Origin of the sequence: Bradyrhizobium sp. MOS002 (assembly GCF_003020115.1) — a bacterium.
In the GTDB taxonomy this organism is placed as follows: Bacteria; Pseudomonadota; Alphaproteobacteria; order Rhizobiales; family Xanthobacteraceae; genus Bradyrhizobium.
The window spans coordinates 77,314-100,840 of the sequence record NZ_PYFX01000011.1; the positions used below are offsets into that span (position 1 = coordinate 77,314).

Sequence of the window (23,527 nt, forward strand, 5' to 3'; positions counted from 1 at the left end):
CCGTTGCGCGGGGGTGACGGATTAAAGTGAGAGTAAGGCGCATCACGCCGCCTCCGCGGAGAGACCGAGCCATTGCCGCACCCGCGCATCCGGGTCGGCATTCTGCGTGACGTCGCTGACGACGGCGATGGAATCCGCGCCGGCGGCAAAGATCTCCGCGGCGTGCTCGAACTTGATGCCGCCGATCGCGACCAGCGGAATAGGACCGATGCGCTTCTTCCATTCCGTGATCTTTGGAATGCCCTGCGGTTCGAAGCGCATCGACTTCAAGGTGGTGAAGAAGACCGGGCCCAGCGCGACATAATCGGGCTCGGCGGCGAGCGCGGTGTCCAGCTCTGCATCGTCGTGGGTGGAGACGCCGAGCGACAGGCCGGCCTCGCGGATGGCACCAAGGTCGGCGTCCGCAAGATCCTCCTGGCCGAGATGGAGATATTTCGCGCCGGCGACGATCGCGGCGCGCCAATAGTCGTTCACGACGAGCTTGGCTTGCGTGCCGTTCGTGATCGCCAGCGCGTCGCTGACGATTTGCAGCGCCTGGGAGTCGTCGAGGTCCTTTGCGCGCAGCTGGATGGTGCCGACGCCGAGCCTGGTCAGGCGCTCGACCCAGGCCAGGCTGTCGACGACGGGATAAAAGCGATCAGGATACGGCATGCCAAAAAGGTGTCCCAACGACAGGGGTGGAAGGGGAGGCGAAATCGCGGGCGTTCATCAGCCCGGCCTCAAAAGCGGTGCGGCCGGCCTCGATCCCGAGGCGGAAGGCGTTGGCCATGGCGACGGGGTCGGCGGCTTTTGCGATGGCGGTGTTGAGCAGCACGGCGTCGTAGCCGAGCTCGAGCGCTTCGGCCGCATGCGACGGCGCGCCGATGCCGGCATCGACCACCAGCGTGATATCGGGCAGCCGCTCGCGCATCAGCTTGAGCGCGTCGCGGTTGGTGATGCCTTTTGCGCTGCCGATGGGAGCTGCCCACGGCATCACCACCTTGCAGCCGGCATCGACCAGGCGGTTCGCAACCGAGAGATCCTCGGTGCAATAGGGGAACACCTCGAAGCCGTCCTTGATCAGAATGGCGGCGGCTTCCACAAGGCCGACCACATCGGGCTGCAGCGTGTCGTTGTCGGCGATGACTTCGAGCTTGATCCAGGATGTCCCGAACAATTCGCGTGCGAGCTTTGCCGTCGTCACCGCCTCGCGCACGCTGCGGCAGCCGGCGGTGTTCGGCAGCACGGTGACGTCGAGCTCGCGGATCAGATTCCAGAACGCGTCCCCGGTCTTGCCGCCGGCGGATTCGCGCCGCAGCGACACCGTGACGATGTTCGAGCCCGAGGCGCGGATCGCCGACTGCATGATCGCAGGCGAGGGATAGAGCGCGCTGCCGATCAGGAGGCGGGAAGGGAATTGTTTGCCGTAGAAGGTCACCATGTGCGAGGTGTCTCCTCAATCAATGCCGTCGTCCCGGCGAAGGCCGGGACCCATACCGCGTGATCGCTCTTGGGGCAGCTTGGCAGAGACCTTCCGTCCCAATGAGGGACGGTGGCTATGGGTCCCGGCCCCCCGTGCGCAACTTGCGCACTAGGCCGGGACGACCCGGGGATAGAGTGCACCATCCCCATCACCCTCCCTGCCGCGGCGTGATGATCTCGATCTCGTCGCCGGCCTTGAGGTGGGTCTCGGCCCAGCGGCTCTTCGGCACGACGTCGTAATTGAGCGCGATCGCGAAATGGGTGCCCTCGTAGTCGAGCTCGGCGAGCAGCGCGTCCACGCTGGCCGAATTGATCTCGCGCTGCTCCCCATTTACGATCACGCGCATTGCATCACCTCATTGTCGATCTGGCCGCGCTCGACAAAGCCAAGCGTCAGCTCGGCGAGCGCTGGCGCAATCAGGAAGCCGTGGCGGTACAGGCCGTTCACGCTGATCGTGCCGCCGCGGATGCCGATGCGCGGCAGATTGTCGGGAAAGGCGGGGCGCAGGCCGGAGCCGAATTCGACGATGCGGGCCTCGCCGAAGGCGGGATGGACCGCATAGGCCGCGCCCAACAGCTCCAGCGCCGAGCGGACGCTGACGCCGGTGTCCTCGGCCTCGATCGAGGTCGCGCCCAGCATGAACAGATTGTCCTCGCGCGGGATCACATAGAGCGGCCAGCGCGGATGGATCAGCCGCACCGGGCGCGCAAGCTGCACCTCGCTGGTCTCGATCAGGATCATCTCGCCCTTGACGCCGCGAAGCTCCGGCTGCTCGTCGCGCGCGGAAAGGCCGCGGCAGTCGATCACGATGCCGTCGAGGCCTTGCAGATCCTGGGCGGTGACGTCGCTGTCGAACTTGATGGTGCCGCCGGCCGCAACGATGCGCGCGTGCAGTTTCGGCAGCACACGGCGCGGCTCGACATGGCCCTCGGTCGGGAAGAACAGCGCGTCCCGGAAGCGGCCTTCGAGCGACGGCTCGAGCTCGGCAAGACCGGCGGCATCGAGCCGGCGATGGCCTTCGGTCATCCGGGCAAAACGCTCGAAATCGTTGCGCTCGCGCGGGTGGGCGACGACCAGCGAGCCGTTGAAGGGCGTATCAGGCAGTTCGCGCCGCCAGATGTCGAGCGAGCGCAGGCCGAGCCTGGAGATGATGGGTTCGGAAACTTCCGCCTCACAATAGGGCGCGAGCATGCCGCCGGCCCAATGGCTGGTGGCATCGGTCATGTCGGCGTCACCGCGCTCGTGCAAGGTGACGGCGTGGCCGGCCTGCGCGAACAGCAAGGCCTGCCAGGCGCCTGCAATGCCTGCTCCGATGATGGATACCGGGGAATCCGGTCGCTTGGTCGTCTGCAACATCCCTGTCCCTTCGCCGGCATGACCCGGATCAGGTTCAAAGGGTCACCGCGGTCCTGGGCGGATTTGCCCATTTAGCGGTATCTCAGCTCCTCCTCGGAGCACCCCTCGGAACGGCTCTAATGTATGCCAGTAGGGCTGGGTGGTCAACGCATGTTGCCGGGAACCCACCGCCCTCGTGCCCCGGACGCGGCGCAGTGCGTCGCCTCTTGGCGACGTGATGCGCTGCTGAGCCGGGGCCCATTGCTGTGGGAGTACGCTCGGTCCCGGCTCTGCGCAGCAGCGTTGCACGCTGCAGCGCGTCCGGGACAAGGAGAGCTATTTCGGCGCCTGGGCCCGCGCGTTGCGGACGCGCTGGGCGAGCTTCCGGTGCGGTGCTGCGCCGAACATCGGCTGCGGATTGCCGTTCGGCTCGAGCCAAGAGGCGCCCATATTGGCCTCGCCCATATTGGCGACCTGGACGACCTCCTGCCGCTGCCGCTTTGCGGCGTAGTAATAGCCGCCGGCGAAATAACGAACGGCCCGGTTGTGGTCGCCATTGGCGGCGTGATAGGCACCGGCGAGATATTTCACGGCATAGGTGAGGTTGGTGTTGGGATCGCGCAGGCCGGCGGCGTCGCCGGTGTAGCCGACCCCGCGGGCGGTCGCGAGCTTGATCTGCATCAGCCCGATGGTGCCGCCATGGCCGACCAGGCCCGGCTGGTAGCGGCTTTCGCGCATGATGACGCGATGCACCAGCGCCTCTGGAACGCCGTTGGCGCGCGCATGGGCCGCGACCATCTCGGCGTACTCGGCCTGGCCCGCGAATGCGGCCTGCGGCAGCGTCAGTCCGGCCGCGAGCAGCGCGGCGACACGTAAAATTTTCATCAGATATCCCGGACGTCCCTGAGACTGATTGAAGGCCTGCGCCCGGCTGCCGTTTAGGCCCCCGAACGCGGCGATGATGTGACCAAGCGCCGCCATTAACGTTTTCGCGGCGCCGAGCCGCTGTGACGACTCACTGCTGGCGCCAGAGTTCCCTCGGGCGGACGAACTCGCGACAGCGGGCCTGTCTATTCGCATGTGCGGACGAAAGCGAGTATGTCACGGCCAGCGAAACGGGAGAGGTGCCATGACAAAATCAACCATGGTCAAAGCCCACACCGGCGACATCCCAAATCAAGACATGCCAAGAAACAACCCCTGTGCCCAATGCGGCACGTCGATCCCGCAGCCCGACTGGATCGAGCCGGGCGAGGGGCGGGTGTCCTATCTCTGGACATGCCGCGCCTGCAATTATCGCTTCGAGGCGGTGGCGATCTTCGAGGAATCCGCGCTCGAGCACCCGCCGCTCGCGGCCTGAGGTTTATTCCTTGGGCATGATCTTTTCGGAAAACCGCTGCACACTTTTCCGGATCATGCCTTAAGCCGCAAGCCGCGGCTGCTGCCATACCGGCAATTGCATCCGCACGATCAGCCCATGCGGCTCCCGGTCATGCAGCGACAGCTCGCCGCCATGGGCGATCGCGATCGCGCGCGCGATCGACAGGCCGAGGCCGAAGCCGGTGGACTCGTCCATGGTGCGCGCGTCGTCGCCGCGCACGAACGGCTCCAGCATCTCCTGCTTGCGCGCATCCGAAATCCCGGGACCGTCGTCCTCGACGTCGATGACGAGTTTGGTGGCCGAGATGTCCAGCCTGATCGTCACCTCGGCGCCGAAGCGCACCGCGTTCTCGACGAGGTTGGTGACGCCGCGATGCAAATCGTCGGGCCGCGCCGCGGCGGTCGCAGATAGCGGGCCGTCATAGCGCACGACATAGCCCATGTCGCCGAACTGGTCGGCGATCAGCTGCAGCGTGCTCGCGATGTCGACCAGCGTCACTGCCTCGACGTGGCGATCGTTGCGCAACAGCGACAAGACGGATTCCAGCATCGAGCGCATCTGGTCGAGATCGATCAGCATGCGTTTGCGGTTGCCTTCGTCCTCGACGAACTCGGCGCGCAGGCGCAGCCGCGTGATCGGTGTGCGCAGATCGTGGCTGATCGCGGCGAGCATCCGCGTGCGGTCCGACATCAGCCGCGCGATCCGCTCGTGCATGCGGTTGAGCGCGCGCGCGACCGAGCGGATCTCTTCCGGGCCGCGCTCCGGCAGCGGATCGGCGGTCCCGTCCAGGCTGAAATTCTCGGCCGCCTTTGCAAACGACGACAGCGGCGCGGCGAGCGCATGCGCGGCCCATACGCCGAGCAGCGTCACGCTGATGACGGCAGACAGCAGCGTCGAAATCCAGGGATTGCCCCAGAACCAGCCCGGCCGTCCGCGTTCAACATGGCCAGCGATGATTGTGCCGTCGGGCAGCTGGATGCCGATCCGGGACGAACCGCCGTTCGGCGCCAGCGTGACGACCTTGTAGCCCTCACCGAGATGGCGGCGCATCCCGTGCATATGGGGGCCTTCGCTGTCGCCGATGGCCGGCACGGAGCCGGGCGCGATCGCTTCGATGCGCAGATCCGGAAAGGCGCGCGCGATGTCGGCGAGAAGGCGCGGCCTCTCGCTCGCGCCGGCCGCGGACAGCAGCAGCGCGGCATTGGCCAGTTCATGCTCGCTGTCGGGCGGCGCCGCCGCGCGGTCCGGCCGCGTAATCAGAAAACCCGCCGTGATGACAAGATGAAGCGCGACGATCGACACCACGACGAGCGCGGCGATCTGGCCGCTGATGCTCCTGAGATGGAAAAATCCCAAAAGCCGCATGTCAGATGCTCGAGGCTGCCGCGACCGCTTCCGTGCTTGTAGTTTCAGTACTTGCAGCTTCAGCACTTGCCGCTTCGGTTCTTGGCGTGAACAGATAGCCACCCGAGCGCACCGTCTTGATCATGGTCGGATCGGCCGGATTGGGCTCGATCTTGCGGCGGATGCGGCTGACCAGCACGTCAATCGAGCGCTCGAACGAGCCGGTGCTGCGCCCCTGCGTGAGGTCGAGCAGGCTGTCGCGCGACAACACGCGGCCCGGCCGCTCGCAGAATGTCCGCAGCAGGTCGAACTCGGCGCTGGTCACCGCGACGCGCGCGCCTGCGGGATTGCGCAGTTCGCGCAGGCGCAGATCGATGCGCCAGCCTTCGAAGGCGAGCGTGCTTGCGCCTTCGATCGAGCTCGCCGTCTGCGCGGCCGCCTGGCGGCGCAGCACCGCGTTGATGCGGGCGAGCAGCTCGCGCGGGTTGAACGGTTTCGGCAGATAGTCGTCGGCGCCCATCTCCAGGCCAACGATGCGGTCGACGTCCTCGCCGCGCGCGGTCAGCATGATGATCGGCGTCTGCCCCTCCGCGCGCACCTTGCGGCAAAGGCTCAGGCCGTCCTCGCCCGGCAGCATGACGTCGAGGATGATGAGGTCGACGCGATGATCGGCCATCGCGCGCGACATCTCGCGTCCGTCGCTGACGGCGGTGACGTTGCAGGCGTTGTTGCGCAGGTATTTCGCAATCAACGTCCGGGTCTCACGGTCGTCTTCGACGACGAGGATGTTGGGATTGGGAATGGCCATGCGCTTTGTTTGTCCAAGATTCGGGCCAAATGGCGAAGATTTTTGTTTCAGATTGTTTCCGTGGCTTATGCCGCAACAGCAGGACATCACCGGGCCGGGAAGCGGCAAGGTCTCGTTAAACGCGCGAACCATACCGTGGCGTGGTCGGCGACGAAACCCCGCAGAACTCACGGAGCCATCATGACCTCGATTTCGGCAGCCTCGGCCGGTCACCACCAGTCGCCGTTGCAGCGGCTGCAGCAGGAATTGCAGTCGGAAGTGTCCGCCGGCACGGTCTCGTCGTCGGACCAGTCGGCGCTTTCGACGGCGCTGACCGACATCGACACGGCGCTTCAGCAGAGCCGGTCGAGCGATCAGTCGAGCGGCACGCGTCCCTCCAAGGACGACATCAAGTCGAAGATCGACGACCTCATCTCGAGCGAGGTGTCGAACGGGAAACTGACGTCGGACCAGGCCGACGCGCTGAAGAACGTATTCCAGTCCGCCTTCGCCGATGGCCCCGGCGGCGCCGGCGGTCCCGGTGCTGCAGGCGGTCCCCCGCCGGGTCCGCCACCGGACGACAGCTCCTCGGATTCGTCGTCGACGGGCTCGACCGGCAGCACGTCGACCGCGTCCACCACGGCCGAGATCCTCCAGCAATTCCTCCAGGCGCTGCAGCAGTCGCAATCGTCTTCGTCGTCCTACGGCGCCAACGGCAGCTCATCCGGCGGCCCGGACTTCGCCGCGCTTCTGATCGATTACAAGAGCTGACCTGCGCGACGCAGATCGGCGCGTTCCTCGCCGCGGTCGTGCTTCACCCAGGGCGCACGATCGTCGGCGAGGAACAGTGCGCTGCGAAATGTTCCTGAGTGACTTAGGAACAATCGCACGCAGCGCAGATACCCGCGTATTACGCGACGAAATTGCAGCAAGCGCGGAACTGGGATTGATCCGAGCTGTTTTCTCCACACAAGTTTTCTGCTGAAGGAGAGGACAATATGTTGATGAAATCGATCGCGGCCGGTCTCGCCGGTACCGCACTGCTCGCAACCGTTGCGTTCGCGCAAAATCCGACCGCCACCACCGACAAGGCGCCGGCCGCAACCACCGCCACGACGACGACCACGACCGCGTCGGGACAGTGGCGTACGTCCAAGATGGACGGCATCAAGGTCTATAACGACGCCAACGAGAACATCGGCTCGATCAATGACCTGCTGATGGACAAGAGCGGCAACGTCAAGATCGCCGTGATCGGCGTCGGCGGCTTCCTCGGCCTCGGCGAGCATCTGGTCGCCGTGCCCTATGAGAAGCTGAAGTTCGTCAACGAGGCGGTTGCCTACACCGGCGCCGGCACCAACCCGGGCGCTAAGCCCGCCGCGACCACGACGACGGGTGCTGCGACCGGCACCGACAACAAGCCCGCGACGACCACGACGACGGCCACGTCCTCGTCGAAGTGGTATCCGGACCACGCCGTGTTCAATGCGAGCAAGGACGAGCTGAAGAACATGCCCGAGTTCAAGTACTCGGAGTAACGCGGCTCTGAACGGCTAAACGAAGCGCGCCCGGTTTTTCCGGGCGCGCTGTCGTGTGCTTTTCGTCTCCAGTCATTGCGAGGAGCTCTTGCGACGAAGCAGTCAGCCTGTCAACGCAGATGCATTTCTGGATTGCTTCGCTCCCGCCTTCGCTCTTCGAGCTACGGCGGACATGTTGCTCGCAATGACGGAGAATGCCCCTAGTTTCCCTTCACCAGCGGGCAGCCGCCCTTGTCGAGCGGACGGAAGGCCTCGTCGCCGGGCACGGTGGCGATCAGCTTGTAGAGGTCCCACTCGCCCTTGGAGTCCTCGGGCTTCTTGACCTCGAACAGATACATGTCGTGGACCATGCGGCCATCGATGCGGATCTTGCCGTTCTTGGCGAAGAAGTCGTTGACCGGCGTTTTGCGCATCTGCTCCATCACCTTCGGTGCCTCGTCGGACTTGATGGCGTCGATCGCCTTCAAATAATGCATGGTCGCCGAATAGAGCCCCGCCTGGATCATGGTCGGCATGTGACCGACCTTCTCGTTGAAGCGCTTGGAGAAGGCGCGCGTCTCTTCGTTCATGTCCCAGTAGAACGCGTCGGTGACGATCAGCCCTTGCGTGGCCTTGATGCCGAGCGAATGTGTGTCGGTGACCTCCTGCAACAGCGCGATCATCTTCTGGCCGCCTTGCACGAGGCCGAACTCGGCGGCCTGCTTCAGCGCATTGGTGGTGTCGCCGCCGGCATTCGCCAGCGCGACCACCTTGGCCTTGGAGGCCTGGGCCTGGAGCAGGAAAGAGGAGAAGTCCGACGAGTTGAGCGGATGGCGGACTTCGCCGAGCACCTTGCCGCCTGTTTCCTTGACCACGTTGGCGGCGTCGCGCTGCAGCGCCATGCCGAAGGCGTAGTCGGCGGTGACGAAGAACCAGGTGTCCTCGCCGCGCTTGACCATCGCCTTGCCGGCGACGTTCGACAGCGCATAGGTGTCGTAGGTCCAGTGCACCGTGTTGGGCGAGCAGGCGACGCCCGTGATATCGGATGAGCCGCCGCCGGAATTGATGTGGATCTTGTTCTTCTCGCGCGTCAGCGCCGAGATCGGCAGCGCCACCGACGAGGTTGGCACGTCGAAGATCGCGTCGACCTTGTCGTTGTCGTACCAGTTGCGGGCAATGTTGACGCCGACGTCGGGCTTGTTCTGGTGATCGGCGGCGACCACTGCGACAGGCTTGCCCGCGACCTTGGCGCCGTAATCGGCGACCGCCATCTCGACGGCGGCAAGCGAGCCCTTGCCGGTCGCGTCCGCATAGAGGCTCGACATGTCCGTGAGCACGCCGATCTTGACGACATCATCGGAAATCTGCGCCTGCGCGGCGCCTGACGTGGCGGCGAGAGCGAGACTGGCCGCGACCGCGGCGATGAGTTTTTGCATTTTGTTTCTCCCTCAGCGTTGTTGTTTGGGTTTTGTTGCGGGGACCGTTCTAGCGACAAACGGACGCGGCAGCTAAGCCAAAGATGCGTGAGGGGGTAGAGAAATTAGCAGGGGTGCGGCGGTGTTTTTACCCTCTCCCCTTGTGGGAGAGGGTGGCTCGCCGCGCAGCGGCGAGACGGGTGAGGGGTTCTCTCAGCGAGTCATCATCTCGCAGTCATGCGCGCGGAGAGAGACCCCTCATCCGCGCTTCGCGCCACCTTCTCCCACAAGGGGAGAAGGAAGAAGCTCACGCGCTGCTGCCCTTGAGCCGTTCGTTGCGTCGGCGCAGGCCTTCCAGCGTGGCGAGGAGGATGACCGAGACCGTCGTCAGGATCACAGCCGCTGCCGTGATGGTCGGGCTGATGTTCTCGCGGATGCCGCTGAACATCTCGCGCGGCAGGGTGCGCTGTTCCGGACCTGCCATGAACAGCACGATCACCACCTCGTCGAAGCTGGTCGCGAAGGCGAACAGCGCTCCCGATGCCACGCCGGGCAGGATGAGCGGCAGGATCACGCGGCGGAACGCATCAAGCGGCGAGGCGCCGAGCGAGGCGGCGGCGCGCGCCAGATTGGTGTCGAAACTTTGCAGCGTCGCGCCGACCGTGATCACCACAAAGGGCGTCGCCAGCGCGGTATGTGCCAGGATCAAGCCGAGGTAACTGCCGGTCAGTCCGATCGGCGCGAAGAAGAAGTACAGACCGACCGCGGTGATGACCCCGGGCACGACGACCGGCGACAGCACGAAAGCCAGCACGAGCGGCTTGAACCGGCTCTTCCACTGCGCCAGCCCCAGCGCCGCCAGCGTGCCGAGCACCATCGACAGCAGGGTCGAGGCGACTCCGATGATCATGCTGTTCTTCAGCGAATTCATCCAGCGCGGGGAATTGATGAAGTCGTCGTACCAGCGCAGGGAGACGCCCGGCAGCGGATAGGTGAGGTACGAGCCCGAGCTGAAGGACAGCGGCATGATCGCAAGGATCGGCGCGATCAGGAAGATGAACACCAGCGTGGAGATAACGATGGTCGCGGTCCACGCGATACGCTGGCTCGGCGTGCGGAGGGAGGAATTGTCGCTCAATTCTTCATCCCTCCCGTGACCTGCTGTCCCTGCACCAGCTTTCCGTAGACGAGCGCGAGCAGAATAGTGGCGAGCAGCAGCACGGCCCCCAGTGCCGAAGCAAGGCCCCAATTGGCCGTCTCGGTCGTGTAGAGCGCGATGAAGTAGCTGATCATCTGATCGGCGGCGCCCCCGACGAGTGCGGGCGTGATGTAGTAACCGAGCGCCAGGATGAAGACGAGCAGGCTTCCCGCGCCGATGCCGGGCAGCGTCTGAGGCAGGTAGATCCGCAGGAAGGCGGTGAGGGGTGGCGCGCCGAGCGAGGCGGCGGCGCGCATATAAGCAGGCGAGATCGCCTTCATGCTGCTGTACAGCGGCAGGATCATGAACGGCAGGAGGACGTGGGTCATGGCCACGCAGACACCGAAGCGGTTGTAGATCAGGCGCAACGGCTCGTCGATGATGCCAAGCCAGAGCAGACTGTCGTTCACGACGCCCTTGCTCTGCAACAGAACGATCCAGGCGCAGGTGCGGACCAGCAGCGACGTCCAGAACGGCAGCAGGACGAAGATCATCAGCAGGTTCGACCGGCCGGGCGGCAGCGCCGCCAGCAAATAGGCGACCGGGAAGCCGAGGATCAGGCAGAGCACCGTGACGCTGAGGCTGATGAGGAAGGTGCGGGTAAAAATGTCGCGGTAGATGGCCTGGTCCGGCGGAGCTGCGACGATCGCGCCGTCCGCGTTCCGCGTCAGGTCGAGCGCCGACAAAAGGTAGAAGCCGGTCACTGGGCCACCGGCGTCCCTGATCGTGGTCCAGGTGGCGCGTTCGCGCCATGCGGGATTGATCTTGCCCAGCGTCTCCCTGGCCGTGCCGGGCTCGGGCGCTGCCTTCAGATTGCGTGCCGTGCTGGTCAGGATGGTACGAAAGCCGTTCTGGGCGTAGTTGAGCCGCTTGGCCGCGATGGCGATGGTGCCGGAGGCGCGCGCCGCCATGATGTCGCCCGCCAGCGCCGCGTAGGCCTTTTCATCCGGCAGGTCCTTGCCGTCCCAGTCGGCGAGAGCAGCCACGGTTTGAGGCAGAACCTGACGCACCTCCCGGTCACCGACCGAGCGCCACAGCATGCCGGCAATCGGGCCTGCGAAGGTGAAGAGCAGAAAGACGAGAAGCGGCAGAATGAGTGCCAGCGCCTTGATCTGCCGCGCGCGTTCCGCCCGCTTCAGGCGGCGCTTGAGCGGCACCTCGGTCCGGGCATCGGCGCCGGTCAGGAACGCGGCCGTCATCGGGAGCGCCATCGTGACCGGACATCTCTCGCGATTTTGGCTGGGGCAATCGCATGCGGCCTTTCAGTGCGACCTGAGCAAGCGCCTCGTCCTTCGAGACGACCGCGGAGCCTGTCATCGGGCCGCGCTTTGCGCGGACCCGGTGGCGGTCTCCTCAGTATGAGGCTCTCTGACGTCGCTGCCGCGCACTCCGTCCTCATCCTGAGGAGCCCGCCTAAGGCGGGCGTCTCGAAGGATGGCCGCGACGAAACTGCTGTCAATGCGCGCCGCACCCCAATACGGCCGCGCGCTATTTCGCTGCCCATTTGTTGAAGCGCTCGGTCAGGCGATCGATGTTCTCGAGCCAGAAGGCAACGTTGATCTCGACCGCATTCTTGATGTTATCAGGTGCCGTCGGCAGGTCCTTCAGAACAGCAGGCGCGAGCAGAGCGGCTGCGTCCTTGTTCGAGGTGCCATAGGCAATGTTCTCCGAGAGCTTCGACTGGTTCTCCGCTTTGCCTGCAAAGTCCAGAAACTTGTAGGCCGCGTCCTTGTTCGGGCTGCCTTTCAGGATCACCCACGTGTCGAGCGTGAACAGCGCCCCGTCCCACACCATGCCAAAGTTCTTCTTCTCGTTCTTGTTCGCGGTGTCGATGCGGCCATTGTAGACCGAGGTCATCGCCACCTCGCCGGAGGCGAGCAATTGCGGCGGCTGAGCGCCGGCCTTCCACCAGACGATGTCGCCCTTGATGGTGTCGAGCTTCTTGAACGCGCGCTCGATGCCTTCGTCGGTCGCCAGCAGCTTGTAGACGTCCTTTGGCGCGACGCCGTCGGCCATGAGGGCGATCTCCAGCGTGGTCTTCGGGCCCTGACGCAAGGCCCGCTTGCCGGGAATCTTCTTGGTGTCGAAGAAGTCGGCCCATCCCTTCGGGGCCTCCTTCAGCTTGTCCTTGTCGTAGCCGAGAACGAAATCGTAGAGGATGGCGCCAACGCCGCAAGGATTCACTGACGGTGGGATATAGGCGGCCTCGCCGCCGATCTTCGAATAGTCGAGCTTCTCGAACAGGCCTTCCTCGCAGCCAACCGCCAGTTCGTCGCTCTCGACCTGGACCACGTCCCAGGTGGCGGCACCACCCTGCACCTTGGCGCGCAATACACCGACGCCGCCGTCCCACGACTCGTCATTCATCGCAACACCGGCCGCTTTCTTGAACGGCTCGAAATAGACCTTCTTTTGGGCATCCTGATAGGCGCCGCCCCACGACACGACGGTGAGGTCACGCGCCTGCGCGACCGTGGCCAGCGCCGCGCTGGCGGTGAGTGCGACGGCGAAACCCAGGACAGTCTTGCGCTTCAGCATGGTCTTGTTCCTTCTTTTTCACGTGACTTGCGTTGAGCTTGGTCGGTGCAGGTCTGCCCCCGTTGGAGCGATGCTGCATGGTTGGATCAGACGGGATCGAGGGCCAGGCAGTCCTCCGGGCGGAAGGTGATGAACACGTCATCGCCAGGTCTCAGGCTGTCAGGTCTCAGGCTGCCGGCTCTCAGGCTGTCATGCGTCCCCGGCTGAAGCTTGACCATGAACTCCCTGTTGTCGGCGACGTCGAGTACGGCCAGCGCGTGGTCGCCGAGATAGATGGTGTTCTGCACCTTGGCCGGCAGTCGGTTCGGTTCGTCGCTGGAGGTGCCATCCGGGATAATGGCGATCCGCTCCGGCCGCACCGACAGGGAGGTCGATGCGCCTGCGCCTGATACGTTGACCGCTCGTGCGGTCACGGCGCCGCCGCCCGCCAAGGCAACGCGGCAATATTGTTTTTCCACCGTCTCGACGGTGCCGGACAGCACATTGTTCTCGCCGATGAAATGGGCGACGAAGCTGTTCACCGGATGCTCATACAGCGCGTCGGGCCTGTCGATCTGCTGCACGATGCCGTCGTTGAACACGGCGATGCGGTCCGACATTGTGAGCGCTTCACTCTGATCGTGGGTGACATAGACGACGGTGATGCCCATCGTCTCGTGCAGCTGCTTGATCTCCAGCTGCATCTGCTCGCGCAGGCGTTTGTCCAGGGCGCCCAGGGGCTCGTCCATCAGCACGAGTTGCGGATTGAAAACCAGCGCGCGGGCCAGCGCCACGCGCTGCTGTTGGCCGCCGGACAGCTGCCCGGGCCGCCGCTGCGCCAGGGTTTCCATCTTGATCATGCGCAACGCCGCTCTCACGCGCTCCTGCGCTTCGGCCTTGTTCGTGTTGCGGACGGATAGCGGGAAGGCGATATTCTCGGCGATCGTCAGGTGCGGAAACAAGGCATAGTTCTGGAACACCATGCCGATGTCGCGCTTGTGTGGCGGCACGTTCTTGATCGGCCGGTCCGCGAGGTAAATCTCGCCCTGGGTCGGAACCTCGAAGCCGGCCAGCATCATCAGCGTGGTCGTCTTGCCCGATCCGGACGGGCCGAGCAGGGTGACGAACTCGCCCTTCCTGATGTCGAGATCGAGGTTCTTCACCACGAGGTGCTCGCCATCGTAGGTCTTTTGAATGCCGGAAAAGCGCACCAGCGCCGGCGCAGGGGGGACCGTGCCGGCTTCCATGTTGTCCTCGCGTTATCAGCTACGATGCTGTCAGGACCTCGTCTGAGGTTGTGAAGAGCAGCTTAGCATCCTCCGACCAGAATGCCAGCGGCGCAAGCGACGACGCGAACGGATCCGTTGAGGAAGGGCGCGCGCTACATTCCCGACAGCTTGGTGACATACACATTGAGCGAGCCGCCGGCTTCGGCGACGATGCGCAGCGTCTTGGAATCAAAGGCGATGTCGGCGAGAGTGAGGCTGTCGATCTTGGCATCGACCTTGAGGCCGTCCTCGCTCTTCTGGTAGTCGGCGATCGCGGCCGCGATCTTCTCACGGGCGTTGGCGGCGATCGGCTTCAGGTCGAGAGACGCCTTCTGCACCAGCGCCTGCTGCATCTGCGGCACCACCGCGCGCGCCGCCGCGCCGAGCAGGCCGAAGGCCGCCTCGGATTCCACCGCGAGCTGGATATCGGCGAGCCGCAGCGTCTGCTGCGCCTGGTCGAGCATCGGCCGGCCCCAGATATGCACGGTCGCCTCCGCGCCGAGACCGAGCCAGCTCTTCTTCTCCTTGGCACGGACCAGGAGCGAGATCAGCAGCCGCTCGCCCGACGGGACCACGTTGACGCTTTTCACGGTGACATCGACCGGACCGGAGCCGTCCTCGGGATAGGTGTGGCCGACCATCTGCGCCGCGATCAGCTTGTTGATCTCGGTGAAGGGCACGTCGATCGGCACACCGATGTTCACGCCGGTGCCGGTAGGCGGCACGATGGAGATCTTGTCGGGGAACGGACAGTCGGGCTTGGACGGCGTCGAGATCACGCGCGTTTCGAGCTCGAGGCCAAGCAGCAGCGTCACGTTCTGTGCGTCGACGCGCGGCTGCGCCGCGATGGCGCGGGTCGGCTTCATCTCGAGCCAGAGCGGCGGCAGCGCGGCGGAAGACCCCGAACCTTGCAGCGGAATCGAGCGGCAGGCCTTGGCCCATTGCAGCTTCGCATTCTCCCGCAGCGACGGATCGTTGCGGATGCGCTCGGAGACGATGTTGATCTGCTCGCCGACGTTCTTGTCGATCAGCGGCTTCACCTGCGCCGGCACGTTGACCTTGGCGCCGGCGACGTTGAGGTTGGTGTCGCCGAGATTGACCTGGGCGCCGAGATTGGGCTCGAGATGCCAGTTCGCGGCGAGCTTCGGGCGCGAGGTGATGACCACGTTACCCTTGATCTCGGCGCTGGCATTCAGGTTCTTGATGTTGACCGCGCCGATCCGTTTCGCCGCGTCACCGCCGAGCACGCCGCTGAGCGCGTCGCCGAGCGCGCCGGTGGCCTTCGAGGACAGCGATCCCGTCACGTTCAGCTTGCCGCTGAGTGGCGTCGAGATCGTCAGTACGTCCTTGTCGCCGGCAGCCGCCATCGGCCCGCGTACGGCGGACCAGCCGATGTCGGCGTTCTCCAGGATCTGCGAGATCGGGTTATCGGCCTTGCCCGCGAAATTACGCGGCGCGGCCTTCTCGGCCTGCTCGCGGATCGCCGACACCGCGATGGCGACCGGTGCGATCACGATCGAGCTCTTGGAGGCCGGCGGCAGCGGCGGCAGTTGCGCGACCGGGGGCGCGGAATTGGTCGCGCGCGGCGACAGCCAGTCCATCGCCTTCAGGCTGATGAAGAACGACGCCGCCAGCACCGCGGCGGCGATCAGGATAGTCTTCAAGTTCAGCGTTAGTCGCATCAATCCCCCAGGCCGCCCGGGAGGGATTTTACAGGGCGGGCGAGAGAGGCGCTAGAGCGTACCGATGGGGTGGAATTGGGGCGAATGGGTTAACGGCTGTGAGCGCGCAATTGCCGTGCATTCAGGCTGCAATCACGGGGCAGCGCGTTTCGGGCGGCGCACCGCTCTCACATTGCCGCGATCTCCGCCACCGCAGAAGAAACGGTCGCCGCCGTCGGACTCCAATCCGGACACCATCGTCCCGGCGGGCAGGTCGAGCTGCTCCAGCACCTTGCCGGTATCGGGATCGATCCGCCTGATGTCGCTGTCCTCGCCTTCCCAGGTGCCGTGCCAGAGCTCGCCGTCGACCCAGGTCACGCCGGTGACGAAGCGCTTGCTTTCGATGGTGCGGAGAACTTTTCCCGTCTCGGGATCGACCTGATGGATCTTGCGCTCCCGATACTGTCCGACCCAGAGCGAGCCCTCGGCCCAGGCCAATCCGGAATCGCCGCCGCCGCCGGGTGCAGGGATGGTGGCGAGCACCTTGCCGGTCGCAGCGTCAATCTTCTGGATGCGGTCCTCGGCGATCTGAAACAGGTGACGGCCGTCGAACGCCGTTCCGGCATGCGCGGCGACATCGATGGAGCGGGCGATCTTGCCGTCGGCCGGATCGACCGCGTTCAATCTGTCGCCGGACGCGAACCAGACATGGGTGCCATCATAGGTGACGCCGTGCACGGCTTCGACGCCCGCAAAGGGCCCGTATTCCCTGACGATCTCGGCGGCTGAACGTTTCATCTGGTCGGTCCCTGTGGCGTGAATCCCACCTTACGTCTTCAGGAGCGGTCCGGGGAGTAACAAGCCTGTCGGGAAACCCGGGACGGGCGGCGTCATCCAGCGCCGCGCCCGTCCGTGTCCGAAGGACTGCACCTTGTTCGATCGCGCCAGCTCTTCGAGGGCCCGCTGCACGGTGCGCGCGCTCGTTCCCAGCGCCAGCGCGAGCGCCGAGCTCGACCAGGGCTCGCCGTCGGAGAGGAAGGCGAGCACGGTGGCGTGCTTCTCCTCGACGGGGCGTGCCAACATGAGGACGTCGCGCGTCTTGCCCGGTGTGTTGCGCGGCGTCAGCGCAAAACCTTGCCTGGTCGCGCTGACATCGGCGAGAGGCTTGAGCTTGGTGCGGAGCCGCCCGATTTCGACACGCAGCCGGGCGCGATGCGATTCATCGACGTGCCTTGCCTGAAACGCTCCCGTGATCAAGGCTTCCCGCGAGACATCCGCGGGCCAGGCCTGCGCCAGGATGCGGGCGAGCGCGAACAGCACCGGCCGCCTTCCGAGCGGCACGAGGATGCCTCGGCTGCGAACCGCGTGATGGAACGTGTCCACCACGAGCGCCTCCGATGTCGCGAGGTCCTCGACCTCGTTGAGCAGCAACTGCCGTTCGTGCCCGCGCGTGATCAGGCGCGCTGCGGGCGCGTCGAGCACGCGGCTCGTGCTCTCGACCTCGGCGGCAAGCGCGGGAATGCCGGCCTGCCGTGCGGCGCTCGCCGCGCGGTCGAGCGCCGCGCGCGCGGCTTTCGTTCTGAGCCGCCTGATGGCGATACCGGCGATCACGAGCTCGCGGGCGACCTGCGCAGCCGGGGGCAGCGGCGTGGTCTTGATCTCGGCCAGCGTGCGCTCGGCCTCGTCGAGGCGCCCGAGAAGGAGAAGTCTGCGCGCCTCGATGTGACCCGCATGGGCGGCGTTGGCGAGGTCACCGTGGCTTGCGAGCGTCGCCCGCGCCGCCGCGAGCGTCTTCGCCGGCCAATTCAGGTCGCGCGAGACGAGTGCGATCTCGGCCTCCGCCACCAGGCATCTGGCACGCGCGACCGCCTCTCTCGGGCCGAAGGCGCGTGCGGCGCTGCGCAGCAACGTCTTCGCCTTGGCGAGGTCGCCGAGCTGCGCCATCGCGATGCCGCGCAGCGCCAGCGAGGGTGCATCGTTGCGCAGCGCAACGCGGTTCAGCGCGCCGAGCGGATCGCCGGCTTGGAGCGCGCGGGCCGCGGCCGTGATCAGCGACTCCATTCAAATCCCGCCACACTTGTTACTCCCACCACGCAACCGTCCGGTGCGAGAGATCGTTGACGGCCGACAATGTGCGGCGAGGGACGAGCGGTTCCGCATCGCGCGAAGCGAGATACGGAACAGCCGCCCGGGAAAAGTTGGAGAGCCATGATGACATCAGCTGACAACGCAGGAAATAACGGACAGGCCGCCATGCAGACACCGCCGGTGGTGTCGCCGCAGGACTGGGAGGCCGCCCGTCAGCAACTGCTCGTGAAGGAAAAGGCGCATACCCGTGCCCGCGACGCCCTGGCCGCCGAGCGCCGGCGCATGCCGTGGATGGAAGTCGCCAAAACCTATGCGTTCGAGGGGCCCGGCGGCAAGGTCAGTCTGCACGACCTGTTCCAGGGCCGGCGGCAGCTGATCGTCTACCGCGCCTTCTTCGAGCCGGGCGTGTTCGGCTGGCCCGATCATGCCTGCCGCGGCTGCTCCATGGTGGCCGACCAGGTCGCCCATGTCTCGCACCTGAACGCCCGCGACACCACGCTGGTGTTCGCCTCGCGCGCGCCGCAGGCCGACATCAGCAGGCTGAAGCAGCGGATGGGCTGGACCATGCCATGGGTCACGGTCACCGACAGTTTCGATGCGGATTTCGGTGTCGACGAATGGCACGGAACGAACGTGTTCTACCGCGACGGGACGCGCATCTTCCGCACCTACTTCGTCAAGAGCCGGGGCGACGAGCAGATGGGCGGCACCTGGAATTACCTCGACATCACGCCGCTGGGACGGCAGGAGGTCTGGGAGGATTCGCCGAAAGGCTATCCGCAGACGCCGACCTACAAATGGTGGAACTGGCACGACAGCTACACCGAAGGTGCCGCGCCGGACAAGAAGTGGGTCGAGATCTCGACCGCCGGCGAGAAGGCTTTTCGCGAGGAGGCGGCTGAAGGACGTGACTAGTCCCGCCAGCGCAACTGCCGGCGCGAGCCGCAACGGCGTGGTGGCCGCGCGCCACCTCGCCAATTGGCTGGCGCTGGCGGCGACACCGACCTTCGCGATCATGGCCGTGCTGACGGTCGTGCTCGATGTCCCGGCGGACATGCTGTGCGGCTCCGGACATGGGGCGATGCTCGGAGGGATGGTGCCGATGTATCTGCTGATGAGCGCGTTTCATTCAGCGGCGTGGTTGAGGCTGATTGCGGAGGGGCGGGGTCGGCGTGCGGTGAGGTGAATACGGCTCCGCCTCAGGCGGAGCCGTTACTGCGACCCCGCCGCCTGCAGATAAGCAATCACCTTCGCCGCTTCCTCCGCCGAGACGCCGCCATAGGGCTGCATCTTGTTGCCGGATACGACCTCGTCCGGCTTGACCATGAAGCGGGTGAGTTTGTCCTGGTCCCAGACGAAGCCGGCTTCTTTCATCGACGAGGAATAATTGTAGTCCGGCAGCGCGCCGGCCTTGCGTCCGACGATCTTGTTGAGGTTGGGGCCCAGACGATTGTCGCCCTCTTTCACCGAGTGGCAGGTTCGGCAGGAATTGTTGAAGGCCTGCTGGCCCGCATCGTCGCTCGCGGGCTGCTGTGCGAGCGAGGCGGGCGCGGACAGCAGCAGCGTCAGTGCGCCGGCGCCAGCGATCGCGTGCAGCCATGTGCCTTGCGGCGTTTGCGGGCGTGATTGCATTTGCGCCTCCATCGGGGATCGCGCCGCAGCACGCGCGCGCATCGGGATGCCGAGGGCCAACGAAAACGGCCCCGGTGGGTTCCGGGGCCGTTTGCGTCACAATGTCCTGTTGCTTATCGCGTCGCGGCTCCGAGGTCGGCGCGGCGTTCCGTCATCGGCAGCACGATCACCTTGGTGCCGACGTTGACGCGGGAGTAGAGGTCCGCGACGTCGTCATTGGTCAGGCGGATGCAGCCGGAGGAGACGTGCTTGCCGATGGTCTCGGGCGCGTTGGTGCCGTGAATGCGGTAGATGGTGCCGCCGAGATACATGGCGCGGGCACCGAGCGGGTTGCCGGGACCGCCGGCCATGTGGCGCGGCAGATAGGGCTGGCGGGCGATCATCTCCGGCGGCGGGGTCCAATCCGGCCACTCGGCCTTCTTGGTCACCGACTGGGTGCCGGACCAGGTGAAGCCGTCGCGGCCAACGCCGATGCCGTAGCGCATCGCCTGGCCGTTGCCGAGCACGAGATAGAGGTAGGTGTTGGGCGTATCGATGATGATGGTGCCCGGTGCCTCACGCGTCGCATAGGAGACGGTCTGGCGGCGGAAGCGCGCCGGCGTTTCGACGGCGTCCTGGTCCTCGGACGGCGCGGCCTGATACGGCGTGGCTTGATAAGGCTGGTACGGTTGCGGCGCTGCGATCGGCGGCAGCGGCTGGAAGAAGGGGAAGAGCTGCACGGGCGCGGCCTTGGCCGGGCCGGCGAATGCGATCGCGGTCACAGCCACTGCGCCAAACGCAACGGCGCGCGAATAGTTCTTCAACGTCTCCAGATTGATCATTGGTCGCCCCTGTCTGCGCGGTGTTTCTTGGCCGCCCCGGCACCGTTTCGGTGCTCTGTTGCGTAAATCACTAACGACAAGAAGTTTCGGGACGTTTGCGCGGGAAACCGAAAACGGCTTCATGGCGGCAAGGATTGTTTCATGACGGTTTCGTGGCTGCGCGGAGCCGTCAACGAACAAAACAGCGGGCCGACACTTCCATGACGTCACACGCCTGAAATATCCGTGGTTGATGGTCCAAAGCCGAGAATCATAAAAATCTCGGGATTTCCCCATGCGGGTATTAATCGCGACTGACGCCTGGCATCCGCAGGTCAACGGTGTGGTGCGGACGCTGACCTCGCTGGCTGGCGCTGCCAAGGCATTGGATGTCGAGATCGACTTCCTGACGCCGGACGGCTTTCGGTCGTGGCCGTTGCCGACCTACCCGGGGCTGCGCATTGCGCTGCCGAGCGGCAAGGAGATTGCGCGGCGGATCGAGAAGGCGGCGCCGGAAGCCCTGCACATCGCGACCGAAGGGCCGATCGGCTGGGCGGCGCGGGCCTATTGCCGCCGCAACCGGCTCGCCTTCACCACCTCCTACACCACGCGCTTTCCCGAATACGTCTCGGTGCGGACCGGCATTCCGGCTGCCGTCGGATACGCCGTGCTGCGCCACTTCCACGATGCCGCCGCGATGACAATGGTGGCGACGCCCTCGCTGCGGCAGGAACTGTCCGAGCGCGGCTTCAAGCGGCTTGGTTTCTGGACGCGCGGCGTCAACACCGAGTTGTTCCATCCCGACTCTCCGGCCAAGCTCGACCTGCCCGGGCCGATCTTCATGACGATGGGCCGCGTGGCGGTGGAGAAGAATCTCGAGGCATTCCTCTCGCTCGACCTGCCCGGCACCAAGGTCGTCGTCGGCGACGGCCCGCAGAAGGCTGCGCTCGAAAAGAAATATCCCGATGTGGTCTTCCTCGGCGAGAAAAAGGGCGCCGATCTGACCGCGCATCTCGCCGCCGCCGACGTGTTCGTGTTTCCGAGCCTGACCGACACGTTCGGCGTGGTGCAACTCGAAGCGCTCGCCTGCGGCACGCCGGTTGCGGCGTTTCCGGTGACGGGTCCGAAGGACGTCATCGCCGATCATCCGATCGGCGCGATCGATCACGATTTGCGCGCCGCGTGCCTGCGCGCGCTCACCATGTCGCGCCAGACCTGCCGCAACTTCGCGCTGGAGCGCTCCTGGGAAAACAGCGCGCGCCAGTTCGTCGGCAATCTCACTTCACTTCAACCCAGCCGCGTCTTGCGCGCCTCGCCTCGCATGGCGCGGCGGCCGGTGCGCGGTTGACCGCAACGTTTTGAACCACAGCGAGAACCTCATCGATGGCTAAGATCATGAACCTTGACGGCACCCAGCAGCTCGACCTCACCCGTGGCACGGTCGAGCAGGCCTACGATCGGTGGGCGCCGGTCTACGACCTCGTGTTCGGAGGCGTGTTCGCCAAGGGCCGGCAGGCCGCGATCGCGGCCACCAACAAGATCGGCGGCCGGGTGCTCGAGGTCGGCGTCGGCACCGGCATCTCGCTGCCGCTCTACGCGCCCCATCTGCGCATCTTCGGCACCGACATCTCGGAGGCGATGCTCGACAAGGCGCGCCAGCGCGTCGCCGAGGGCAAGCTGAACAACGTCGAAGGCCTCGCGGTGATGGATGCCGAGAAGCTCGAATTCCCCGACAACTCCTTCGACGTCGTGATGGCGCAATACGTCGTCACGGCCGTGCCGAATCCGGAGGTCGCCCTGGACGAATTCGCCCGCGTGCTGCGCCCGGGCGGCGAGCTGATCATTCTCACCCGCGTCAGCGCCGATACCGGCATGCGCCGCTTCATCGAGCAGAAGCTGCAGCCGGTGGTGCGTCCGCTCGGCTTCCGCACCGCCGAGTTCGCCTGGTCGCGTTACGCCAAATGGCTGGCCGGTGCCGACGGCATCGAGCTCGCCGAGCGCCGTCTGATTCCGCCGCTCGGTCATTTCTCGCTGGTGCGCTTCCGCAAGCTCGACGTCGCCAAGGCGGCTTGATCCAAGCTCACGTAACCCGTGCGTCACCGCGCCGCTGTACAGCGTCACATGACAAAATGATGATGTCACACGGCGTACACCGAATCCCTGTAAATCCTGAACCCGAAAGCATTTTGGGGGAGAGCATGATCAAGAACTATCTCGAACAGCTGCGGATCCAGCGCTGGGACGACCATCGCTACTATCATCACAGCCGCATCAATCAGAGCCTACACTTCGTCAGCGCACTGAGCTTCCTGTTCGCCTATGTCTGGCTGTTCGTCGACCCCATGATCTCCGCGCTGGTGGGCTGGCTGGTCTCGATGACCTCGCGCCAGGCCGGTCACTTCTTCTTCGAGCCGCACGGCTACGACCAGATCAATCAGGCGACGCACGAGCACAAGGAAGAGATCAAGGTCGGCTACAACCTTCAGCGCAAGGTGGTGCTGATGTCGATCTGGGCGCTGTCGCCACTGGTGCTGTTGGTCGATCCCACGCTGTTCGGACTGTTCACGCCCTGGGTGGGTGCGACCGACTTCATGCGGCAGGTCGCCAAGATCTGGCTCGTCGTCGGCGGCGGCGGACTTCTGTTCCGCACCGTGCACCTGTTCTTCATCCGGGACGTCGAGACCGGCCTCGTCTGGATGACGAAGATCCTGACCGACCCCTTCCACGATCTGATGCTCTACCGCAACGCGCCGCTGGCGCTGATGCGCGGCGAGCTGATGGATCCCGGCCTGCACCTCAACCCCGAGCACACGCTGGGCCTCATCGGCGAACCCACGCTCGAAGAGCAGCACGCCTGAGCGCGCCGTTCTCACCAAGGCCTCCGATGTCTGATGGTTGCGTCATGCCCGGGCTCGTCCCGGGCATCCACGTGTTTGGAGCCGCGAGCGCGGTGCTCCTTTCACCTCTCCCCGCGTGCGGGGAGAGGTCGAATTTGCGCGTCGCGCAAATTCGGGTGAGGGGGGCTCTCCGCGAGGGTGTTGCTAGCGAATCGTCCACCAACGCTCACCGCACGCGCGGAGAGTCCCCCTCACCCCAACCCTCTCCCCGCAGGCGGGGAGAGG

25 protein-coding genes and 1 riboswitch are annotated in these 23,527 nt (G+C 65.4%); of the genes, 8 read left to right on the forward strand and 17 right to left on the reverse strand.

The features are described 5' to 3' along the window. Nucleotides 1–42: 42 nt before the first annotated feature. The 5 genes from C7G41_RS26595 to C7G41_RS26615 form a co-directional block, all read right to left on the reverse strand. The gene (locus tag C7G41_RS26595) at nucleotides 43–651 is read right to left on the reverse strand and encodes a thiamine phosphate synthase (protein ID WP_106945296.1); all 609 of its coding nucleotides are present in this window, start codon (nucleotides 649–651) and stop codon (nucleotides 43–45) included. Continuing rightward, entirely contained in the window at nucleotides 638–1,420 is a 783-nt protein-coding gene (locus tag C7G41_RS26600) for a thiazole synthase (protein WP_106945297.1), read from the reverse strand. The genes C7G41_RS26595 and C7G41_RS26600 overlap by 14 nt, the downstream gene beginning before the upstream one ends. Before the next feature lie 190 nt (nucleotides 1,421–1,610). Next, a complete protein-coding gene (thiS, locus tag C7G41_RS26605; protein WP_106945298.1) occupies nucleotides 1,611–1,808 on the reverse strand; it encodes a sulfur carrier protein ThiS in 198 nt (65 codons plus the stop codon). Beyond that, on the reverse strand, nucleotides 1,799–2,818 hold the full coding sequence (locus C7G41_RS26610; protein WP_106945299.1) for an FAD-dependent oxidoreductase: 1,020 nt from the start codon (nucleotides 2,816–2,818) through the stop codon (nucleotides 1,799–1,801). The genes thiS and C7G41_RS26610 overlap by 10 nt, the downstream gene beginning before the upstream one ends. Next, a riboswitch (TPP riboswitch) is annotated at nucleotides 2,806–2,934 on the reverse strand. (Overlaps the previous gene by 13 nt.) Nucleotides 2,935–3,133: 199 nt before the next feature. After that, nucleotides 3,134–3,682, reverse strand: a complete 549-nt coding sequence (locus tag C7G41_RS26615; protein WP_199198618.1) for a transglycosylase SLT domain-containing protein — start codon at nucleotides 3,680–3,682, stop codon at nucleotides 3,134–3,136. A 244-nt stretch (nucleotides 3,683–3,926) separates the two neighbouring features. On the opposite strand from C7G41_RS26615, the gene C7G41_RS26620 reads away from it, so the two are divergent. Then, nucleotides 3,927–4,157, forward strand: coding sequence for a hypothetical protein (locus C7G41_RS26620; RefSeq protein WP_106945301.1), 231 nt, complete (start codon nucleotides 3,927–3,929; stop codon nucleotides 4,155–4,157). A 60-nt stretch (nucleotides 4,158–4,217) separates the two neighbouring features. Here C7G41_RS26620 and C7G41_RS26625 read toward each other — a convergent pair whose 3' ends face one another. Beyond that, nucleotides 4,218–5,543 (reverse strand): ATP-binding protein, encoded by a 1,326-nt coding sequence (locus tag C7G41_RS26625; protein WP_106945302.1) that lies wholly within the window; start codon nucleotides 5,541–5,543, stop codon nucleotides 4,218–4,220. Between the two features lies 1 nt (nucleotide 5,544). After that, entirely contained in the window at nucleotides 5,545–6,330 is a 786-nt protein-coding gene (locus C7G41_RS26630) for a response regulator (protein ID WP_106945303.1), read from the reverse strand. A 180-nt stretch (nucleotides 6,331–6,510) separates the two neighbouring features. Between C7G41_RS26630 and C7G41_RS26635 the strand changes: the two genes are divergently transcribed. Both C7G41_RS26635 and C7G41_RS26640 read left to right on the forward strand, forming a co-directional pair. Then, nucleotides 6,511–7,080 (forward strand): hypothetical protein, encoded by a 570-nt coding sequence (locus C7G41_RS26635; protein ID WP_199198619.1) that lies wholly within the window; start codon nucleotides 6,511–6,513, stop codon nucleotides 7,078–7,080. 227 nt (nucleotides 7,081–7,307) lie between these two features. Continuing rightward, complete coding sequence (locus C7G41_RS26640) at nucleotides 7,308–7,847, forward strand: PRC-barrel domain-containing protein (protein WP_106945304.1); 540 nt, start codon at nucleotides 7,308–7,310, stop codon at nucleotides 7,845–7,847. Nucleotides 7,848–8,047: 200 nt separating this feature from the next. Here the strand turns inward: C7G41_RS26640 and C7G41_RS26645 are convergent, their stop codons facing one another. The 8 genes from C7G41_RS26645 to C7G41_RS26680 form a co-directional block, all read right to left on the reverse strand. Then, nucleotides 8,048–9,262 (reverse strand): ABC transporter substrate-binding protein, encoded by a 1,215-nt coding sequence (locus tag C7G41_RS26645; protein ID WP_106945305.1) that lies wholly within the window; start codon nucleotides 9,260–9,262, stop codon nucleotides 8,048–8,050. Between the two features lie 286 nt (nucleotides 9,263–9,548). Then, entirely contained in the window at nucleotides 9,549–10,379 is an 831-nt protein-coding gene (locus tag C7G41_RS26650) for an ABC transporter permease (protein ID WP_199198620.1), read from the reverse strand. Next, on the reverse strand, nucleotides 10,376–11,638 hold the full coding sequence (locus tag C7G41_RS26655; protein WP_106945397.1) for an ABC transporter permease: 1,263 nt from the start codon (nucleotides 11,636–11,638) through the stop codon (nucleotides 10,376–10,378). The genes C7G41_RS26650 and C7G41_RS26655 overlap by 4 nt, the downstream gene beginning before the upstream one ends. 289 nt (nucleotides 11,639–11,927) lie before the next feature. Further along, a complete protein-coding gene (locus C7G41_RS26660; protein WP_106945306.1) occupies nucleotides 11,928–12,977 on the reverse strand; it encodes an ABC transporter substrate-binding protein in 1,050 nt (349 codons plus the stop codon). 86 nt (nucleotides 12,978–13,063) lie between these two features. After that, on the reverse strand, nucleotides 13,064–14,203 hold the full coding sequence (locus C7G41_RS26665) for an ABC transporter ATP-binding protein (RefSeq protein WP_106945307.1): 1,140 nt from the start codon (nucleotides 14,201–14,203) through the stop codon (nucleotides 13,064–13,066). Nucleotides 14,204–14,337: 134 nt separating this feature from the next. Next, nucleotides 14,338–15,906, reverse strand: coding sequence for a DUF4403 family protein (locus tag C7G41_RS26670; protein ID WP_106945308.1), 1,569 nt, complete (start codon nucleotides 15,904–15,906; stop codon nucleotides 14,338–14,340). Nucleotides 15,907–16,038: 132 nt separating this feature from the next. Continuing rightward, on the reverse strand, nucleotides 16,039–16,683 hold the full coding sequence (locus tag C7G41_RS26675) for a PQQ-binding-like beta-propeller repeat protein (protein WP_106945309.1): 645 nt from the start codon (nucleotides 16,681–16,683) through the stop codon (nucleotides 16,039–16,041). 30 nt (nucleotides 16,684–16,713) lie between these two features. Continuing rightward, nucleotides 16,714–17,946: a helix-turn-helix domain-containing protein gene (locus C7G41_RS26680; RefSeq protein WP_106945310.1), complete on the reverse strand. Its 1,233-nt coding sequence runs from the start codon at nucleotides 17,944–17,946 to the stop codon at nucleotides 16,714–16,716. Between the two features lie 147 nt (nucleotides 17,947–18,093). On the opposite strand from C7G41_RS26680, the gene C7G41_RS26685 reads away from it, so the two are divergent. Together C7G41_RS26685 and C7G41_RS26690 are read left to right on the forward strand one after the other, a co-directional pair. Further along, a complete protein-coding gene (locus tag C7G41_RS26685) occupies nucleotides 18,094–18,888 on the forward strand; it encodes a DUF899 domain-containing protein (protein ID WP_106945311.1) in 795 nt (264 codons plus the stop codon). Beyond that, nucleotides 18,881–19,159, forward strand: a complete 279-nt coding sequence (locus C7G41_RS26690) for a hypothetical protein (RefSeq protein WP_106945312.1) — start codon at nucleotides 18,881–18,883, stop codon at nucleotides 19,157–19,159. The genes C7G41_RS26685 and C7G41_RS26690 overlap by 8 nt, the downstream gene beginning before the upstream one ends. 26 nt (nucleotides 19,160–19,185) lie before the next feature. Here the strand turns inward: C7G41_RS26690 and C7G41_RS26695 are convergent, their stop codons facing one another. Next, complete coding sequence (locus C7G41_RS26695) at nucleotides 19,186–19,605, reverse strand: cytochrome c family protein (RefSeq protein ID WP_199198621.1); 420 nt, start codon at nucleotides 19,603–19,605, stop codon at nucleotides 19,186–19,188. Nucleotides 19,606–19,718: 113 nt separating this feature from the next. After that, nucleotides 19,719–20,426: a L,D-transpeptidase gene (locus tag C7G41_RS26700; protein ID WP_106945314.1), complete on the reverse strand. Its 708-nt coding sequence runs from the start codon at nucleotides 20,424–20,426 to the stop codon at nucleotides 19,719–19,721. Between the two features lie 274 nt (nucleotides 20,427–20,700). Here C7G41_RS26700 and C7G41_RS26705 point away from each other — a divergent pair, with 274 nt between their 5' ends. The 3 genes from C7G41_RS26705 (at nucleotide 20,701) to C7G41_RS26715 (ending at nucleotide 23,263) form a co-directional block, all read left to right on the forward strand. Next, nucleotides 20,701–21,753 (forward strand): glycosyltransferase family 1 protein, encoded by a 1,053-nt coding sequence (locus C7G41_RS26705; protein ID WP_106945315.1) that lies wholly within the window; start codon nucleotides 20,701–20,703, stop codon nucleotides 21,751–21,753. Between the two features lie 35 nt (nucleotides 21,754–21,788). Beyond that, nucleotides 21,789–22,478, forward strand: a complete 690-nt coding sequence (locus C7G41_RS26710) for a methyltransferase domain-containing protein (RefSeq protein WP_106945316.1) — start codon at nucleotides 21,789–21,791, stop codon at nucleotides 22,476–22,478. Between the two features lie 125 nt (nucleotides 22,479–22,603). Next, on the forward strand, nucleotides 22,604–23,263 hold the full coding sequence (locus C7G41_RS26715; RefSeq protein WP_106945317.1) for a hypothetical protein: 660 nt from the start codon (nucleotides 22,604–22,606) through the stop codon (nucleotides 23,261–23,263). The last annotated feature ends 264 nt before the right edge of the window (nucleotides 23,264–23,527 follow it).

What these genes read in the sequence shown, in the direction of transcription:
- C7G41_RS26645 (WP_106945305.1), bottom strand. Translation starts at nt 9,262, where the DNA reads ATGCAAAAACTCATCGCCGCGGTCGCGGCCAGTCTCGCTCTCGCCGCC.
- C7G41_RS26635 (WP_199198619.1), top strand. Translation starts at nt 6,511, where the DNA reads ATGACCTCGATTTCGGCAGCCTCGGCCGGTCACCACCAGTCGCCGTTG.
- C7G41_RS26665 (WP_106945307.1), bottom strand. Translation starts at nt 14,203, where the DNA reads ATGGAAGCCGGCACGGTCCCCCCTGCGCCGGCGCTGGTGCGCTTTTCC.
- C7G41_RS26695 (WP_199198621.1), bottom strand. Translation starts at nt 19,605, where the DNA reads ATGCAATCACGCCCGCAAACGCCGCAAGGCACATGGCTGCACGCGATC.
- C7G41_RS26620 (WP_106945301.1), top strand. Translation starts at nt 3,927, where the DNA reads ATGACAAAATCAACCATGGTCAAAGCCCACACCGGCGACATCCCAAAT.
- C7G41_RS26715 (WP_106945317.1), top strand. Translation starts at nt 22,604, where the DNA reads ATGATCAAGAACTATCTCGAACAGCTGCGGATCCAGCGCTGGGACGAC.
- C7G41_RS26680 (WP_106945310.1), bottom strand. Translation starts at nt 17,946, where the DNA reads ATGGAGTCGCTGATCACGGCCGCGGCCCGCGCGCTCCAAGCCGGCGAT.
- thiS (WP_106945298.1), bottom strand. Translation starts at nt 1,808, where the DNA reads ATGCGCGTGATCGTAAATGGGGAGCAGCGCGAGATCAATTCGGCCAGC.
- C7G41_RS26685 (WP_106945311.1), top strand. Translation starts at nt 18,094, where the DNA reads ATGATGACATCAGCTGACAACGCAGGAAATAACGGACAGGCCGCCATG.
- C7G41_RS26630 (WP_106945303.1), bottom strand. Translation starts at nt 6,330, where the DNA reads ATGGCCATTCCCAATCCCAACATCCTCGTCGTCGAAGACGACCGTGAG.
- C7G41_RS26615 (WP_199198618.1), bottom strand. Translation starts at nt 3,682, where the DNA reads ATGAAAATTTTACGTGTCGCCGCGCTGCTCGCGGCCGGACTGACGCTG.
- C7G41_RS26655 (WP_106945397.1), bottom strand. Translation starts at nt 11,638, where the DNA reads ATGACGGCCGCGTTCCTGACCGGCGCCGATGCCCGGACCGAGGTGCCG.
- C7G41_RS26640 (WP_106945304.1), top strand. Translation starts at nt 7,308, where the DNA reads ATGTTGATGAAATCGATCGCGGCCGGTCTCGCCGGTACCGCACTGCTC.
- C7G41_RS26610 (WP_106945299.1), bottom strand. Translation starts at nt 2,818, where the DNA reads ATGTTGCAGACGACCAAGCGACCGGATTCCCCGGTATCCATCATCGGA.
- C7G41_RS26670 (WP_106945308.1), bottom strand. Translation starts at nt 15,906, where the DNA reads ATGCGACTAACGCTGAACTTGAAGACTATCCTGATCGCCGCCGCGGTG.
- C7G41_RS26660 (WP_106945306.1), bottom strand. Translation starts at nt 12,977, where the DNA reads ATGCTGAAGCGCAAGACTGTCCTGGGTTTCGCCGTCGCACTCACCGCC.
- C7G41_RS26710 (WP_106945316.1), top strand. Translation starts at nt 21,789, where the DNA reads ATGGCTAAGATCATGAACCTTGACGGCACCCAGCAGCTCGACCTCACC.
- C7G41_RS26700 (WP_106945314.1), bottom strand. Translation starts at nt 20,426, where the DNA reads ATGATCAATCTGGAGACGTTGAAGAACTATTCGCGCGCCGTTGCGTTT.
- C7G41_RS26600 (WP_106945297.1), bottom strand. Translation starts at nt 1,420, where the DNA reads ATGGTGACCTTCTACGGCAAACAATTCCCTTCCCGCCTCCTGATCGGC.
- C7G41_RS26675 (WP_106945309.1), bottom strand. Translation starts at nt 16,683, where the DNA reads ATGAAACGTTCAGCCGCCGAGATCGTCAGGGAATACGGGCCCTTTGCG.
- C7G41_RS26705 (WP_106945315.1), top strand. Translation starts at nt 20,701, where the DNA reads ATGCGGGTATTAATCGCGACTGACGCCTGGCATCCGCAGGTCAACGGT.
- C7G41_RS26625 (WP_106945302.1), bottom strand. Translation starts at nt 5,543, where the DNA reads ATGCGGCTTTTGGGATTTTTCCATCTCAGGAGCATCAGCGGCCAGATC.
- C7G41_RS26595 (WP_106945296.1), bottom strand. Translation starts at nt 651, where the DNA reads ATGCCGTATCCTGATCGCTTTTATCCCGTCGTCGACAGCCTGGCCTGG.